Here is a 14,104-nt window from a genome sequence, read left to right as displayed (position 1 = left end):
CAGGCTCGCTCCCACAGGGAAAATATTCTAGGTTACGACCAGCGCTTGAAAATCAGCGAAGTATTCACCCCGCCAAACGCAAAGTTGTTGTTCATCACGTACCGATTGCTCATCTGCCGAAACTCGCCGCGCAGGTAGTCGAGCTTGCCGCAATGCGGGTCGACTTCGTCGAGGTTGAAGGTGTGGGCGTAGAGGTCGTGGTTCATCATTTCGATGCTGAACCAGGATTCCAGTGCACCGCAGGCGCCGAGGGTGTGGCCGAGGAAGCTCTTCTGCGAGCTGATCGGCATGTGTTCGCCGAACAGGCTGCTGGTGGCCAGGGTTTCGGCGATGTCGCCCTGTTCGGTGGCGGTGCCGTGGCCGTTGACGTAGCCGATGTCCGAAGGTGTCAGCCCGGCGTCTTCCAGGGCCAGTTCCATGGCCCGGCGCATGGTGACTTGCTCCGGACGGGTGGTGTGCTGGCCGTCGGCGTTGCTGCCGAAACCGACGATCTCGGCGTGGATGCGGGCGCCACGGGCCAGGGCGTGTTCCAGTTCTTCGAGCACCAGCATGCCGCCGCCTTCGCCGATCACCAGGCCGTCGCGAGCGGTGTCGTAAGGGCGCGGGCTGCGTTGTGGGGTGTCGTTTTTCAGGCTGGTGGCGTAGAGCGCATCGAAGACCATGGCTTCGGTCGGGCACAGTTCCTCGGCACCGCCGGCGAGCATCAGCGGCAGGCGGCCGAACTTGATCGCTTCGTAGGCATAGCCGATGCCCTGGCTGCCGCTGGTGCAGGCGCTGGAGGTGGGAATCAGGCGGCCGGTGAGGCCGAAGAAGATGCTGATGTTCGCCGCGGTGGTGTGCGGCATCATCCGCACGTAGGAATTGGCGTTCAGGCCTTCGGCCACCGAGTTGAGCAGCATGTTGCCGAACGCCTTGATCTCGTCGGTACTGCCGGTCGAGGAACCGCAGGCGACGCCCATGCGCCCGTCCTTGATCGATTCGTCGCCCAACAGGCCGGCATCGGCCAGCGCCATCTCCGCCGCGCCCACCGCCAGCCGTGAGACCCGGCCCATGCTGCGCAGTTGCTTGCGGGTCCAGTGGCTTGGCACTGTGAAGTCATCGATGGGGGCTGCCAGGCGTGTGTTGAGTTCGGTAAATCGATCCCACTCGTCCATCCGGCGGATGCCGCTGCGGTTGGCCGCGAAGTTGCCGGCGATGGTGTCCCAGTCGCTGCCCAGTGAGGTGATGCCGGCCATGCCGGTGACGACGACGCGCTTCATCAGCACAGGCCTCCGTTGACGGCCAGAACCTGCCGGGTGATGTACGAGGCTTCCGCCGACATCAGGAAATTCACCGCGCCGGCCACCTCTTCAGGGGTGCCCATGCGTTGTGCGGGGATCATTTTCATCAGTTCTTCCACCGGCACGTTTTCATCGAGCATGGCCGTGTCGATCAGGCCGGGTGCGACACAGTTAACGGTGATTTTGCGCTTGCCCAGCTCGATCGCCAATGCCTTGGCTGCACCGATCAGCCCGGCCTTGGAAGCGCTGTAGTTGACCTGGCCACGGTTGCCGATCAGCCCGGACACCGAGGTGATGCAGACAATCCGCCCGGCGGCGCGACGCCGGATCATCGGCATCATCACCGGGTGCAGCACGTTGTAGAAACCGTCGAGGTTGGTGCGCATCACCACATCCCAATCGTCCTCGCTCAGGGCCGGAAAGGCGCCGTCACGGGTCAGGCCGGCGTTGAGCACCACGCCGTAATAGGCGCCGTGGGTTTCCACGTCGGCTTCGAGAATTTCCTTGCAACGGGCGCGGTCGGCCACGTCGAACTGCAGGATGCGCGCACGACGGCCCATGGCCTCGACTTCGGCCTTGACGGCTTCGGCGTCGGTCAGGCCGCTACGGCAATGCAGCACGATGTCGTGCCCGGCCCGGGCCAGGCGCAAGGCGATGGCGCGGCCGATGCCACGGCTGGAACCGGTGACCAGTACGGATTCAGTCATGACTGGACTCCTTCGGGTTCATGGAGATATTGGGCGGCCTGGGGTGGGCGGTACACGTTCAGACGAGCGGTGGCGTGAATGCCGGGGCCGTTGATGTGGCACTCGAACACGCCCATGCCGTTGTCGTCCTCCAGGGAGCGAATCCCGTGGAGGGTCAGCTCGGTGCCGGCCGGGAAGCTTTCCACGTTGCATTCGAATTTGCGGCTGCCGAGCAGAAAGCCCAATTCCACCGCATCGCCGCGCTGACGCGCATGGCAACCGGCAAAGGCGGCAACACTTTGCGCCATCAGTTCGATGCCGACCCAGGCCGGCAGGCTGCCGTCGGGGAGGTTGAACAGGCCATAGGGCTTGACGGTCAGGCGAGTGTGAATCTGCTCTTCATCGAACGCCAGGACCTGATCGATCAGGATCATGTCGCCGGCGTGGGGCAGCAGTTCGGCGAGCGGCCAGTCAATCATGGGGCGTCTCCGATAATCAGGCTGACGTTGTTGCCACCGAAGGCAAAGGAATTGCTCATCAGGTAACGGGGTGCAATGGACGTCAGGCGAGTGGCCGGGGTCACCCATTGCAGCGGCGGCAATTCGGGATCGGGCTGTCCGTCCCAGACGTGCGGCGGCAGGGCATGCTCGTGATTGTCGGCGCTCAGGCTCAACCAGCAGAACGCCGCTTCCAGCGCCCCGGCTGCACCGAGGGTGTGGCCGGTCATGGGTTTGCTCGACGAGCAGGGCACGCCGGCCGGGAACAGCGTTGCCACGGCCAGGCTTTCCATGGCGTCGTTGTGCTGGGTGGCGGTACCGTGCAGGTTCAGGTAAGCGATCTGCTCCGGTTGCAGGTTGGCGCGGCCCAAGGCTTTGCGCATGGCCTGCAGAGCGCCTCGACCCGTCGGCTCGGGGGCGGAAATGTGATGTGCATCGGAGCTGGCGCCGCTGCCGAGCAAGGCAATCGGCTGGCTGTCGCCTGCGTGTCTGGTCATCAGGAACAGCACCGCCGCTTCGCCAATGTTGATGCCGTTGCGGTTCAGCGAAAACGGATTGCAACGCTGTTCCGAGACCGCTTCCAGCGCCGAGAAACCATTGAGGGTCAGCTTGCACAGGGTATCGACACCGCCACACAGCACCGCGTCGCAGACGCCCAGGTCCAACAGGCGCTGGGCGCTCATCAGGGCTCGGGCACTGGAGGTGCAAGCCGTGGAAATGACATAGGTCGGCCCGCTCAATTGCAGCCACTCGGCGAGGAAGTTTGCCGGCGCACCCAGCTCCTGTTGCTGGTAGTCGTACTCGGGCGGGAACTGCTTTTCGCGCAGGTAGTGCGCCAGGCCCTGGCTGGCCTCATCGATGCCCGAAGTACTGGTGCCGAGCACGACACCGATGCGATCGCGGCCGTAGGTCTGGATGGCGCTGTCGATGTCCGGGCGGATTTGCAGCGTGGCTTCCAGCAACAGCTGATTGTTGCGACTGTGATGGCGCGACATGTCGGCTGGAAGGGTTGCCAGGTTGCCCTGGACTGCGCCGACCGGCAGCGTGCGTTGCGGCACCCACCCGGCTTGTTCGCGCATGCCGCTGCAGTCGCCGGCAAACAGGTGGCGGGCAACCTCCTGCTTGTCGCGGCCCAGCGCGCAGACCAATCCGAGGGCATTGAGGTAAGCCGTCATGGTGTTTCACCGCTCAGGGGCGTGACTTGATAGGTCGCACCTTTCGTAATCATCAATTCAAAATTCTGCGGTTGTGTGTAGCGGATGTCCCAGCGCTCGGGCAGGGACCGTTGTCTGCCGTGCTGCCAGGCGCCGGGATAGTTGGCCGCCAGTTCATCATCCGGCGTCAGCGCAAACAGCAGCGCTGCGAACAGTTCCCGGGCTTGCGGGTTGGGTGGCAACAAGCCGTCGGCGTGCCAGGTTTTATCGTTCAATAGCTGGCGGGCCTGGGGAATGCCCAGCAGGTCCATCATTGACCAGCGAATGCCCGCTTCTTCGCGCTGGATCACCACTACCCAGTCCAGGCGGTCGTCGGGCTTCAATAGCTGGATATGCAATTGCAGTGGCAGCGGCAGCTCCGGATTTTTCTCGGGCAATGGCGCCCGGCTGGTGCAGGCGCTTAGCAGCAGGGTCGCGGCAAATAGCAGAAATCGCAACACACCGACTACCCCTGTGGGAGCGAGCTTGCTCGCGATGGCGGCGATACATTCAGCATTGATATTGGCTGACCCACCGCTATCGCGAGCAAGCTCGCTCCCACTGGTTGGGTATTCCAAGCGGTTGGCAATGAACATCACACAGTTCCTTCAAAAGGTTTGCGCGCCACCACATTGACCAGGGTTTCTTCCCGTTGGCCAAAGGGTTTTGGCTTGCACACACCCAGGTATTCGAGCAGGCCGAAATCCCTGGCGCGACTCCACCACAGGTACGGATAAGACACGTTTTGCGCGGTAAATTCGAAACCCTGTTGTCGGATCATTTGCAGGTACTGCGCTGCACTTTTCTGCACGTGCATGGGGTGGCGGAACAACCAGCGGATCACCCAGGTATCAATGTAGGCCTCGGTGGACTCGGCGAACAGCAGATAACCGCCCGGCTTGAGCACGCGGTAAAACTCGGCCAGGGCCTGTTCCTGCTGCACCAGGTGATGGAACGTCTGGTGACAGAACAGCAGGTCGATACTGGCGTCCGCCAGCTTGAGGTTCGCGCAGTCGCTGCCGATCAGCTCCACGTCCATGCCCTGGCGCGCCGCTTCTTCGGCGCTCTGGGTGAGGCTTTGCGGGTCGGCATCGATACCGATCAGGCGAGCGGGCGCAAAGGCCTGGCGCAGCAGCGCGAATGACTTGCCCTGACCACAGCCGGCATCCAGCAGTACCGGGTCGGCAGGCGGCGCTTCGCTGAACAGGCCGCGCAAATCGTTGACCGCCAGCCGCAGCACATAGTGTTGCCAGATCCGGCTGCGCAGGAACCACAAACCGAAACGGGTTTCTTCGACGTAGTGGTCGCTCAAGTGGTTCATGACGCATCCCTCGCACAGAACTCCGATATCACCTTCAATCGGCGCCGGGCTTCGCTGACGAACGGGTTGCGTGGGTCCCAGGCATACCCTGCAAGGATGGAGCTGATCATTCCGCGAATTTCCGGCGAGCTGCTCTCATGGAAAATCACATCCTGGAAGGTTCCGGCGTACCAGCCTTCGACGTAGCAACGGAAGGTGTCGACGCCGCGCTTGAGCGGCTCGGCGAATTCGGTTTGCCAGTCGACGGCTTCGCCCTGCAACTGGCGGTGCAACACCCCGGCCGCCATGCTCGCCGAACGCATGGCGATGGTCACCCCGGAGGAAAACACCGGGTCGAGGAATTCCGCGGCATTGCCCAGCAGCGCGAAGCCCGGACCGTGCAAGGTTTTGACGTTGGCCGAGTAACCGCCGATGGTGCGGGCCGGGGTGTCCCAGCGCGCGTTGGTCAACACGCTGGCCAGGCTTGGCGTCTCGCCGATAAAGCCGCGCAGGCACTCGTCCAGATTGTCGCTGCGGCCGGCGAAACGTTCCTCGGCGGCGACCACGCCGACCGAGCAGCGTCCGTTGCTGAACGGAATGGTCCAGAACCAAAGGTCTCGCTGGGTCGGATGAGTGGTCACGAGGATCTTGCTGCGGTCGAAGGTCGGGTGGTCGATACGGTCTTCGACATGGGTGAACACGGCCCGGCGCACCGGGAAGTTCGACGGCGCCTCGAGGTCGAGCAAGCGCGGCAGCACGCGGCCGTAGCCACTGGCATCGAGCAGGAAACCGGCCTCGATGCGGTATTCGCTGCCGTCCTCGCGGCGCACGCCGAGCTGCGGTTTTTCCGGGTCGATGTCGACGCTGACGATGGTTTCGCCATAGCGGATCTCCACGCCTTGCAGCGTGGCCTGATCGGCCAGCAGCTTGTCGAAATCGGCGCGCTGTACCTGAAATGTCGTTGATTTGCCGTGGCTGAACGTCTCGCCGAAATCGAACGCGCTGTAACGCTCACCCCACGCAAAGGCAGCGCCGGTTTTCACCTGGAAGCCGGCCGCGTTGACGGCGTCGAGCATGCCCGCCTCTTCGACGAAATCCAGGCAATGGGCCAACAGGCTTTCACCGATGGAAAAGCGTGGAAAATGCTGACGCTCGATCACCAGCACATCGTGTCCCTTGCGCTTGAGCAACGCGGCGGCGATGGCCCCCGAAGGGCCGGCACCGATGACCACGACCTGGCGGCATTCCATTTCAACGGTTGGCATGAGGGCTCCTTGCCGGGACAGCGGTTTTCAGGGGAATTCGGTGCATACCGGTCAGGGCTGGCAGCAGTGTAGCGATCAGGCCCATCAGCATCAGCGCAAAGTACAGCGGCGGGCTGATGAGTTGCTGTTGCAGCAACAGGTTGAGAAAGACGATCTCGCTCAAGCCGCGGATGTTCAGCAGCACACTTTCCCGCCAGCGGCTGGCGCCCTTGAACGAGGCCCCGGCCCAGCCGAGGCCGAGCCAGTTGCCCAGCAGTTTGCTCAGCATCGGCAACAGCAGCAGGGCGACCAGTTGCACCCAGCCGAGGCTGTCCATCGCGCTGTGCACGTTGATCTGCACGATGCCGAACGTGAGGATCAACGGGATGGCGATGTACGTCTGCAAACGACTCATCCAGATGGCCGGCAGCGGCAGCACCAGCGGCGCTTTCAACGCAGCCATGATCAACACATAGCCAATGCCGAAAATCAGCGCATTGAGCTTGTAGTGCTCGGCGACGACCAGCAGGGCGAAAAAACCCAGGCTGTAGAGCCACGTCTGGCGCAAGCCAAGCAGCCGCAGCAGTACCGGCAGGCAGGCGCCGGCCAGTGGCAGCAACAGGCTGCTCAGGTGCAGGCTGCCCTGGGCGAGGCCGAACACAGTCCAGCAGGCGAGGTCGATGAGGATCGCGGTTTGCACCAGACGCCGGGTGGCAGCGGGCGGGTAATCGATGTGTCGCAGGTACAGGTACAGCACCGGAATCGCGGTGATGGCGAACAACAGGCCGACGGCCAGCGAGCTGATCCAGGGTTGCGCCGGCAACAGCCAGATCGCCGTGGCCAGGCCACAGGCAAACGGAATGCAAAAGCTCGGCAGGGCGATTTTCAGGCTCTGGCGATCCAGTTGCAGGTCGATCACATCGCTGAGGATGTAGCCCAGCAACAGGGCAAAACTCAGGCTGTAGAGGTTCTTCAGCCAGCCCGGCGACACCAGCTGCGCACCGCTCAGCTGCCATTGCGGCTCGATCCAGAAATACATCAGCAGCGGCAAACCGAGGGTTGCCAGCAACAACTGGCTGACGATGGGAATCAGGCCAAAATGCCGGCCGACACGGGTCGCCAGTGCGAACAACGCCAGGGCCATCGCCCAGAACAGAACGATCATCACGTTGCATGCTCCGCGGCTGTGGGCTCGTGCACCTGTCGACCGGCCCAGGGTGCCAGCAGGAAGCTGAAGACCAGGCCGAGGCTCACCGACAATCCGAAGTTGCTCACCGCCGGGGTGCTCGACACCGCCAGCAGACCGAACGACAACCAGGTGGTCAACGCTGCCAGCAGGGTGCCCAACAGGCTCACGGCCGCACCGCCGACCTGTTCGCGCATGAGGATCGCGTAATCGACGCTGATCGCCGTCACCAGCAGCAGGCCGAACAGGCTGAACAGGGTCAACGGCTGCCCCAGCCAACCGAGGCTAGCCAGGCTGCACAACGCCGCCAGCAGCGGCAGGGAGACGATGCGCAACGCACCGCCGAGACCGAACGGCAAGATCAGCACCAGCACGATCAGCACGCAGGAGGCGAGTTTCAGTTCAGCGGCGCTGATTTGGGTGGCGGCGAAGACCGTGTTCAATTCACCCAGTCGATCCACCAGTGTCACGCCGGGCAAGTCCTCGCCCTGGAGCCGCAGCAGGGCCGGGTTGTTGATGCCTTGCAGGCTGACCATCGCCGCCACGCCGTCTTCGGTCGGCCCTAGCCACAGGGGGCGGTAGGGTTCTGCCAGCGGGCCACTGAGCGCTGCGTCGATGTCCACGGCCGGCAATGCCTGTAGCTTCGTCAGCTCGGCTTGCAGCGCCTCGGCCGGTACACCGATGTCTAGCAACGGCTGCCAGAACGCCGGCAGCTTGCTCAACGCTTCGCGCACCTGCTGCTGTGCGTTCGGCGGGCTGACCAGTTGATTGAGCGACAGATACCCCTGGAGTTTTTCCAGGCCAATCAATTGATCCAGTCGTTCGCTCAGGGCGGTCTGGCGTTCAAGCAGTTGCTGCTGATTGGCGGCGCGTATCAGGAAAAACTGGCTGGTGGGTTGATAGCCGGTGATCCGTGCAATGGTCCGGGCTTCGTCGGTCAGATTTTGTGGTGCGCTGATCCACTGGCGGATGTCGTTTTTGCTGCTCAGCTGCAACAGCCCGCCCACGCAAAAGGCGATCAGCAGCGCCAGCAGGACTGGCGTTTTTACCTGATTGAGCAGTGCTTCACGGCAGCCCAGCAAATGCTCGCAAACGCGCAATGGCCACTGCGCCGGACGCAGCTCCACGCCCTTGAGCAAGGCTGGCAGCAGACCCACGGCGGACAAATAGGCGCCGAGCAAACCGGCGGCAGAGAACACGGCAATCTGGGTCAGCGCCGGGAAGGGTGTCCAGGCCAGGGCCAGGTAGCCGATACCGCTGGTGATCAGGCTCAGGGTCAACCCTGGCAGGGTCAGGCGCAGGGCAGGCCAGCTGTGCCAGGGTTTCAGGCTCCAGCTTTTGGACAGGTAGTGCAGCGGGTAGTCGACCGCCACACCGATCAGACTCGAACCCAGTACCAGGGTCATCACATGCATATGGCCGAACAGCGCCACGCAGGCCACCGCTCCGAAGAGCATGCCCACCAGCACCGGCACGAACGCCAGCAACACGCGCCAGCGCCGGAAGGCCAACAGCAACAGCAACAGAATCCCGACGGTGGCACCGCCACCGACCCAGGTCATTTCCCGGGCGGCCTGCTGTTGCCCGTGGGCCGCATACAGCAAGCCGCTGGCGGCGAGCAGTTGCACGTCGTGCTGCGCAGCCTCTTCGCGGCTGTGCTTGAGCAGGTCGGCCACTTGCAGCGGCAGGTTCATGTCGAAGGCGTTGCCGGTGGTGCGCGCGCGCAGCAGCACCCAGCTTTTGCCATCGGCATCGGCGACCAGGGCACCACTGCTGATGTCCAGTTGCACCGAACCGCGTTGCGGCTGGCTGTTCTGGATACGCCCGGTCAGCCCCAGCCAGTCATCCTGGCTCGGCACCAGGCTGTAACCGTTGAACGGATCGAACAAGGCTTGCACGCGTTGCTGGATAAAGGTGTCGGGGTGCTCGATCAGCAGCTGTCGGTCCACCGCCGAGAGCATCGCCAGGCGACCTTGCAGCAATTGCGTGCGCAGCGCCGGCAAGTCGGCCTGCAGGGTCCACTGGACCTTTTCGAACAGTCCGCTGGCCTGCCATTGCTCGCCGAGGGTTTGCGCCATGGCGACGGCTTGCTGGCGATCGGCGTGGCCGACCAGCACCAGCATTTCGCGGTTCAGCGGTTCTTGCATGCGTTGTTCGGCGCGCAGTTCCAGGGCGTCGGGCGCCGTGCCGGGCACCAGTTCCATCAGGTTCGCCGACAGTGGCGCGCCGTCACGCCATTGCCAACCCGCGAGCGCCAGTACTGCCAGCAGCAGGATCAGAAACAGCCGTGGCAACCACCGTTCACTCGGCAAAGTCATGTTGCTCCGCGTCGCTCAACGGTTGGGCGCTGGTGCTGTCCTGCATGCGCAACAACGTACTGTCGCCCTGGGTTTCGAGCAGTTCGATGCTCTGCACCAGTGCTGCGCCGGTAATGTTGATCTGGTTGAAGACCTGCTTGAGCAGCATCGAGCGCGGCACCAGTGTGAGCTTCCAGTTCTGTGCGTCGCCGCTCAGGGACAATTCGAAATCCCGCTGCAGTCCGCTGCTGTCGCCTTGCAGCACGGCGAGGAACAATCGGTTCTGCTCGGCACCGGCGCTTTTGCCCGGCAGCATTTGCCAAACAATGCCGTCACGCCGGGCAATGCCTTTGGCAGTGATGCGATAGTCCTGCTGCAACGGTGTTTTCAGCAGCCACAGCAAGCCATGGTTTTTTGCCAGCACGAACGAGCCCTTGCTGGTCAGCGGCTGGGGCAGGGCGCGCAGGTGTTTCTCCTGGATGAAGTTGCCGTGGATCACCTCGGGTTTGGCCAGTTGCTCGCTGAGTTGTTGCAGGTCGAAGGCGTTGGCCAGCCCTGGAATGCCCAGTAACACGCAGAACACTGTAGGAGCGAGCTTGCTCGCGAAAAGCCTGAGAGCACCGCGGGGTGTCAGGTTCCCAGCATCATCGTTAACGACCATCGCGGGCAAGCCCGCTCCCACAGGGGAACGTGGGTGGCAGAACATCATGGCAGGGCCCTCTCTACCGCGTCGGTGAACACCTTCGGCGAGGCCAGTTGCATCTCGCGGCTGGCGAGGTCGACGGCGACCTGTACCGTCATGGCCCGGGTCAGGCGCTCACCGGTCTGCAGATCGCTGATCAGGTAGTTGATCTTCAAGCGGTTCTCCCACTCCACCAGGTTGGCGCGCACGTTCAGTTTCTGGCCGAACACCGCGCCGCGCACGTAGCGCAATTGCAGGTCGATCACCGGCCACGCGTAGCCGGATTCATTCATCGCCGTGTAGTTGTGGCCGATCTGGTCCAGCAGCGCGCAGCGAGCGACTTCCAGGTATTTGACGTAATGGCCATGCCAGACCACGTGCATGCTGTCGACGTCAAAGAAGGGCACGACGATTTCCGTGTCGGTGTGCAGAAGTCCCTTGCTACGCATGCAGCCTCCAGTGTTGTTCGGCGATGCGCTGCAGGCACAGGCGCAACTCGCCTTCCAGCGCGCGGTCTTCGATGACCGGTGGGAAGTCCCCGGCCAAGGCTTCGTGCATGGCGGCCAGTGCGGGTGGTAGCGGTCGCGCATCTTCGGCCTGGCCGCGCAGCCAGACGCCCTGATTGGCCGCCAACAGGGTGGCGGCGGCCACTTGTTCGGTGAGTTCCAATACGCGGATCGCATCCCGGGCGGCGATAGTGCCCATGCTGACTTTGTCCTGGTTGTGGCATTCGGTGGAGCGCGAGAAGACGCTGGCCGGCATGGTGTTTTTCAGTGCTTCGGCGGTCCAGGCGCTGGTGCCGATCTGCACGGCCTTGAAGCCGTGGTTGAGCATGGCGCGGTCCGCCGTGGCGCCGGACAGGTTGCTCGGCAAACCATGGTTGTAGCGCTCGTCCACCAGCAGCGCGAGTTGCCGATCCAGCAGGTCGGCGACGTTGGCCACAAGGTTTTTCAGGCTGTCCATGGCGAACGCGATGTGCCCGCCGTAGAAGTGCCCGCCGTGCAGCACGCGCTCGGCTTCGGCGTCGATGATCGGGTTGTCGTTGGCGCTGTTGAGTTCAATCTCGATGAACGAACGCAGCCAGTTCAGGCTGTCGGCCAGCACGCCCAGCACATGGGGCGCGCAGCGCAGGGAATAGCGGTCTTGCAGGCGATGCAAGGGGGCGGTCGGCGCGTCGATGGCCAGGTCCTTGCGCAACCACGCGGCGACCTGCATCTGTCCCGGATGTGGCTTGGCGGCGAACAGGCGCTCGTCGAAGTGCTCCGGGTTGCCCTGCAGGGCGACCACGTTCAGCGCGGTGATGCGGGTGGCCAGTTGCAGCAGGTAATCGGCGCGGGCGAAGGCCAGGCAGGCGAGGCCGGTCATTACGGCAGTGCCGTTCATCAGCGCCAGGGCTTCTTTCGGACGCAACACCAGTGGCTGCCAGCCGAGTTCGCGGTGCACATCGGCAGCCTGCTGGCGTTCGCCGCGGAACATCACTTCGCGTTCACCGGACAGCGTGGCGGCAACGTACGAAAGCGGCGTCAGGTCACCGCTGGCGCCGACCGAACCTTCCTCCGGAATCAACGGCAGGATGTCGTGTTCAAGGAACGCCTGCAGGCGTTCCAGCAGCTCCACGCGTACCCCGGAAACACCGTGGCACAGCGACTGCAGACGTGCCGCCAGTACCGCGCGGGTGGCCTGGGCGTCGAGCAGTTTGCCCAGCCCGCAGCCGTGGAAGGTGTACAGATGCTGCGGCAGCGCTTCGACGTGATGCAGCGGCACCGCTACCACGCAGGAATCGCCATAACCGGTGGTCACGCCGTAGATCACGCCTTCCTTGTCCAGCAGCGAGTCGAGAAAACGCGCGCCCTTGGCAATGCGCTCGCGGTAGGCGGGATCGCTTTGCAACTGCGTCGGCACCTTGCGGTTGGCCAGTGCCAGCACATCTTCAATGCGCAGAGGGCGTTCGCCGAAGGTTACCGGCTCAAGCGTTGGCGTCGTCATCGGTCTTCCAGAAAGGGTAAAAGTTGAACCATTGTTGGGGCGCTTCGAGGCAATAGTGACTCAGGCGCTCGGCGTAGCGGGACGCCCACTGATGAATGACCTGTTCACGGTCGCTGCGCATCCAGGTGATTGCGTCAGCGAAGGGTTCAATGGTCAGTCGATAGTCGCCGTCGGGCTTTTTCAGGCACAGCAGCAGATTGATCGGGCATTTCAGCAGACCGGCCAACAGCCACGGGCCTTGAGGGAATCTGGCCGGATGGCCGAGAAAATCCACGGTCACGCTGCGTCCGCCATGCAGCGGCACGCGGTCGCCGGCAATCGCCAGCCATTCGCCACGCTCCAGGCGCTCGCTCAATTGCAGCATGATCCCGGGGTCCAGTTCGCTGACCTGAATCAGGCGCAAGTTGGTCGCCCCGGCTTCGCCCAGCAAACGGTTGAACTGTTCGGCGTGCTTGGTGTGCACCAGCACGTTCATCGTGACCTTTTCGCCGATTTCCGCCAGTGCGCGGCAGACTTCCAAATTGCCCAGGTGTGCGCCCACCAGCATCTGGCCGCGGGCAGCGCGTAACTGGTCGCGCAGCAGCGCCGGGTCGATGATTTCGATTTGTTCGATGCTCAGCCTGCCGTTCCAGACGTCGAGTTTGTCGAGCATGGAGTCGGCGAACGCCATGAACTGGCCGAATACCCGCCAATGGCTCGGGCGCAGTTCGTTGCGACCGCTCCAGTCGGCCAGGCGTTGCTGGTATTGCCAGGCACTGTGTCGGGCACTGCGCCCGAACAGAAAGAAGTACAGGACGATGCCGTACAACACCGGACTCAGTACTCGACGGCCCAGCACTTTGGCGCCGAAGGCGGTGAGCTTCATCAGCCAGAAACTGCCGCGCTCCTCGCGGTCGGCCCAGTGTTGTTTGTCGGCACTCATGACCGCCACCGTCGCCAGAGGATCATGGGTGAGCGCAGCAACATGCCGAAGAACAGCCGCGTGTGCATGCTGGAAATCAGCACGTTGTCGTGGAACATCCGAAAATGCGAAACGCCGTCCAGCGGGTAACGGACTTTGGTTTGCAGCCATGACATCGGCTGATTGCGCCAGGCCAGGCGCACCAGGATGTCCGAGTCGAAGTCCATGCGCTTGCCGATTTTCGCCGACTCGATCAACGCCAGTACCGGTGGCAACGGGTAGACCCGGAAACCGCACATGGAGTCGCGAATCTGCAACGACAGGGTGTTGATCCAGACCATGACGTGGGTGAGGTAGCGCGCATACAAACGGCCTTTCGGTACGCTGGCGTCATATTGCGGATAACCGCAGATCACCGCCCGTGGGTGGCGGCGTGATTGTTCAATGAAGCGTTTGACGTCCTGCAGGTCGTGCTGGCCATCGGCATCCACCTGCAGGGCATGGCTGAAACCCAGGCGTGAAGCTTCGCGCAAGCCGGTCATGACCGCGCCGCCCTTGCCCTGGTTTTCGGCGAGGCGGATCAGGTAAACCATTTCACGTTGGGCCAGGCGGTCCAGTACCCGGGCGCAGCGCGGGCTGCTGGCATCGTCCACCAGGATGCACGGCAGATGGCTGGCGATCAGCGCATCGACCACTGTGGTGATGGCGCCTTCGTGGTTGTACACCGGGACAATGGCGCAGGGGCTATGCATGTTGGTGTACACCTGAAAGACCGAGGAGTCTGCTTCGCGAGCAGGCTCGCTCCCACATGGGGTCCACGGCGTTCACAAATCCAGTGTGGGAGCGAGCCTG

General features: G+C 63.2%; 14 protein-coding genes. All 14 read right to left on the bottom strand.

Features of this window, described 5'->3' with window-relative positions; genetic code table 11:
• Positions 1–32 precede the first annotated feature (32 nt).
• From C9422_RS11635 to C9422_RS11570, 14 genes are read right to left on the bottom strand one after another with little or no spacing between them, the layout of a single operon-like run.
• Positions 33–1,259: a beta-ketoacyl-ACP synthase gene (locus tag C9422_RS11635; protein WP_116580769.1), complete on the bottom strand. Its 1,227-nt coding sequence runs from the start codon at positions 1,257–1,259 to the stop codon at positions 33–35.
• Entirely contained in the window at positions 1,259–1,987 is a 729-nt protein-coding gene (gene fabG, locus C9422_RS11630) for a 3-oxoacyl-ACP reductase FabG (protein WP_116580768.1), read from the bottom strand. Before fabG ends, C9422_RS11635 begins: the two co-directional genes overlap by 1 nt.
• On the bottom strand, positions 1,984–2,445 hold the full coding sequence (locus C9422_RS11625) for a hotdog family protein (protein ID WP_116580767.1): 462 nt from the start codon (positions 2,443–2,445) through the stop codon (positions 1,984–1,986). Before C9422_RS11625 ends, fabG begins: the two co-directional genes overlap by 4 nt.
• Entirely contained in the window at positions 2,442–3,638 is a 1,197-nt protein-coding gene (locus tag C9422_RS11620) for a beta-ketoacyl-[acyl-carrier-protein] synthase family protein (protein ID WP_116580766.1), read from the bottom strand. The genes C9422_RS11625 and C9422_RS11620 overlap by 4 nt, the downstream gene beginning before the upstream one ends.
• The gene (locus tag C9422_RS11615; protein ID WP_165824772.1) at positions 3,635–4,252 is read right to left on the bottom strand and encodes a DUF3261 domain-containing protein; all 618 of its coding nucleotides are present in this window, start codon (positions 4,250–4,252) and stop codon (positions 3,635–3,637) included. Before C9422_RS11615 ends, C9422_RS11620 begins: the two co-directional genes overlap by 4 nt.
• Positions 4,252–4,977 carry a class I SAM-dependent methyltransferase gene (locus C9422_RS11610; RefSeq protein ID WP_116580765.1) on the bottom strand — a complete coding sequence of 242 codons (726 nt, stop codon included), beginning with the start codon at positions 4,975–4,977 and terminating at the stop codon, positions 4,252–4,254. Before C9422_RS11610 ends, C9422_RS11615 begins: the two co-directional genes overlap by 1 nt.
• Entirely contained in the window at positions 4,974–6,221 is a 1,248-nt protein-coding gene (locus C9422_RS11605; protein WP_116580764.1) for an NAD(P)/FAD-dependent oxidoreductase, read from the bottom strand. The genes C9422_RS11610 and C9422_RS11605 overlap by 4 nt, the downstream gene beginning before the upstream one ends.
• Positions 6,208–7,365: a sodium:proton antiporter gene (locus C9422_RS11600; protein ID WP_116580763.1), complete on the bottom strand. Its 1,158-nt coding sequence runs from the start codon at positions 7,363–7,365 to the stop codon at positions 6,208–6,210. Before C9422_RS11600 ends, C9422_RS11605 begins: the two co-directional genes overlap by 14 nt.
• Positions 7,365–9,704: an MMPL family transporter gene (locus tag C9422_RS11595; protein WP_116580762.1), complete on the bottom strand. Its 2,340-nt coding sequence runs from the start codon at positions 9,702–9,704 to the stop codon at positions 7,365–7,367. Before C9422_RS11595 ends, C9422_RS11600 begins: the two co-directional genes overlap by 1 nt.
• On the bottom strand, positions 9,688–10,392 hold the full coding sequence (locus C9422_RS11590; protein ID WP_116580761.1) for an outer membrane lipoprotein carrier protein LolA: 705 nt from the start codon (positions 10,390–10,392) through the stop codon (positions 9,688–9,690). The genes C9422_RS11595 and C9422_RS11590 overlap by 17 nt, the downstream gene beginning before the upstream one ends.
• Positions 10,389–10,814, bottom strand: a complete 426-nt coding sequence (locus C9422_RS11585; protein WP_015093159.1) for a thioesterase family protein — start codon at positions 10,812–10,814, stop codon at positions 10,389–10,391. The genes C9422_RS11590 and C9422_RS11585 overlap by 4 nt, the downstream gene beginning before the upstream one ends.
• Positions 10,807–12,351: a histidine ammonia-lyase gene (hutH, locus tag C9422_RS11580; protein ID WP_116580760.1), complete on the bottom strand. Its 1,545-nt coding sequence runs from the start codon at positions 12,349–12,351 to the stop codon at positions 10,807–10,809. The genes C9422_RS11585 and hutH overlap by 8 nt, the downstream gene beginning before the upstream one ends.
• Entirely contained in the window at positions 12,332–13,273 is a 942-nt protein-coding gene (locus C9422_RS11575) for a glycosyl transferase (RefSeq protein ID WP_116580759.1), read from the bottom strand. The genes hutH and C9422_RS11575 overlap by 20 nt, the downstream gene beginning before the upstream one ends.
• The gene (locus C9422_RS11570; protein WP_116580758.1) at positions 13,270–14,004 is read right to left on the bottom strand and encodes a glycosyltransferase family 2 protein; all 735 of its coding nucleotides are present in this window, start codon (positions 14,002–14,004) and stop codon (positions 13,270–13,272) included. The genes C9422_RS11575 and C9422_RS11570 overlap by 4 nt, the downstream gene beginning before the upstream one ends.
• Positions 14,005–14,104: the final 100 nt, after the last annotated feature.

The organism is Pseudomonas sp. B1(2018), assembly GCF_003097365.1.
In the GTDB taxonomy this organism is placed as follows: Bacteria; Pseudomonadota; Gammaproteobacteria; order Pseudomonadales; family Pseudomonadaceae; genus Aquipseudomonas; species Aquipseudomonas laurylsulfatiphila.
Note: the sequence above shows the minus strand (reverse complement) of the source record. Positions and strands in the feature narration are given on the sequence as shown.

Bases quoted from the DNA above. Each gene is read 5' to 3' on its own strand.
- C9422_RS11635 (WP_116580769.1), bottom strand. From the start codon at position 1,259: ATGAAGCGCGTCGTCGTCACCGGCATGGCCGGCATCACCTCACTGGGC.
- fabG (WP_116580768.1), bottom strand. From the start codon at position 1,987: ATGACTGAATCCGTACTGGTCACCGGTTCCAGCCGTGGCATCGGCCGC.
- C9422_RS11625 (WP_116580767.1), bottom strand. From the start codon at position 2,445: ATGATTGACTGGCCGCTCGCCGAACTGCTGCCCCACGCCGGCGACATG.
- C9422_RS11620 (WP_116580766.1), bottom strand. From the start codon at position 3,638: ATGACGGCTTACCTCAATGCCCTCGGATTGGTCTGCGCGCTGGGCCGC.
- C9422_RS11615 (WP_165824772.1), bottom strand. From the start codon at position 4,252: ATGTTCATTGCCAACCGCTTGGAATACCCAACCAGTGGGAGCGAGCTT.
- C9422_RS11610 (WP_116580765.1), bottom strand. From the start codon at position 4,977: ATGAACCACTTGAGCGACCACTACGTCGAAGAAACCCGTTTCGGTTTG.
- C9422_RS11605 (WP_116580764.1), bottom strand. From the start codon at position 6,221: ATGCCAACCGTTGAAATGGAATGCCGCCAGGTCGTGGTCATCGGTGCC.
- C9422_RS11600 (WP_116580763.1), bottom strand. From the start codon at position 7,365: ATGATCGTTCTGTTCTGGGCGATGGCCCTGGCGTTGTTCGCACTGGCG.
- C9422_RS11595 (WP_116580762.1), bottom strand. From the start codon at position 9,704: ATGACTTTGCCGAGTGAACGGTGGTTGCCACGGCTGTTTCTGATCCTG.
- C9422_RS11590 (WP_116580761.1), bottom strand. From the start codon at position 10,392: ATGATGTTCTGCCACCCACGTTCCCCTGTGGGAGCGGGCTTGCCCGCG.
- C9422_RS11585 (WP_015093159.1), bottom strand. From the start codon at position 10,814: ATGCGTAGCAAGGGACTTCTGCACACCGACACGGAAATCGTCGTGCCC.
- hutH (WP_116580760.1), bottom strand. From the start codon at position 12,351: ATGACGACGCCAACGCTTGAGCCGGTAACCTTCGGCGAACGCCCTCTG.
- C9422_RS11575 (WP_116580759.1), bottom strand. From the start codon at position 13,273: ATGAGTGCCGACAAACAACACTGGGCCGACCGCGAGGAGCGCGGCAGT.
- C9422_RS11570 (WP_116580758.1), bottom strand. From the start codon at position 14,004: ATGCATAGCCCCTGCGCCATTGTCCCGGTGTACAACCACGAAGGCGCC.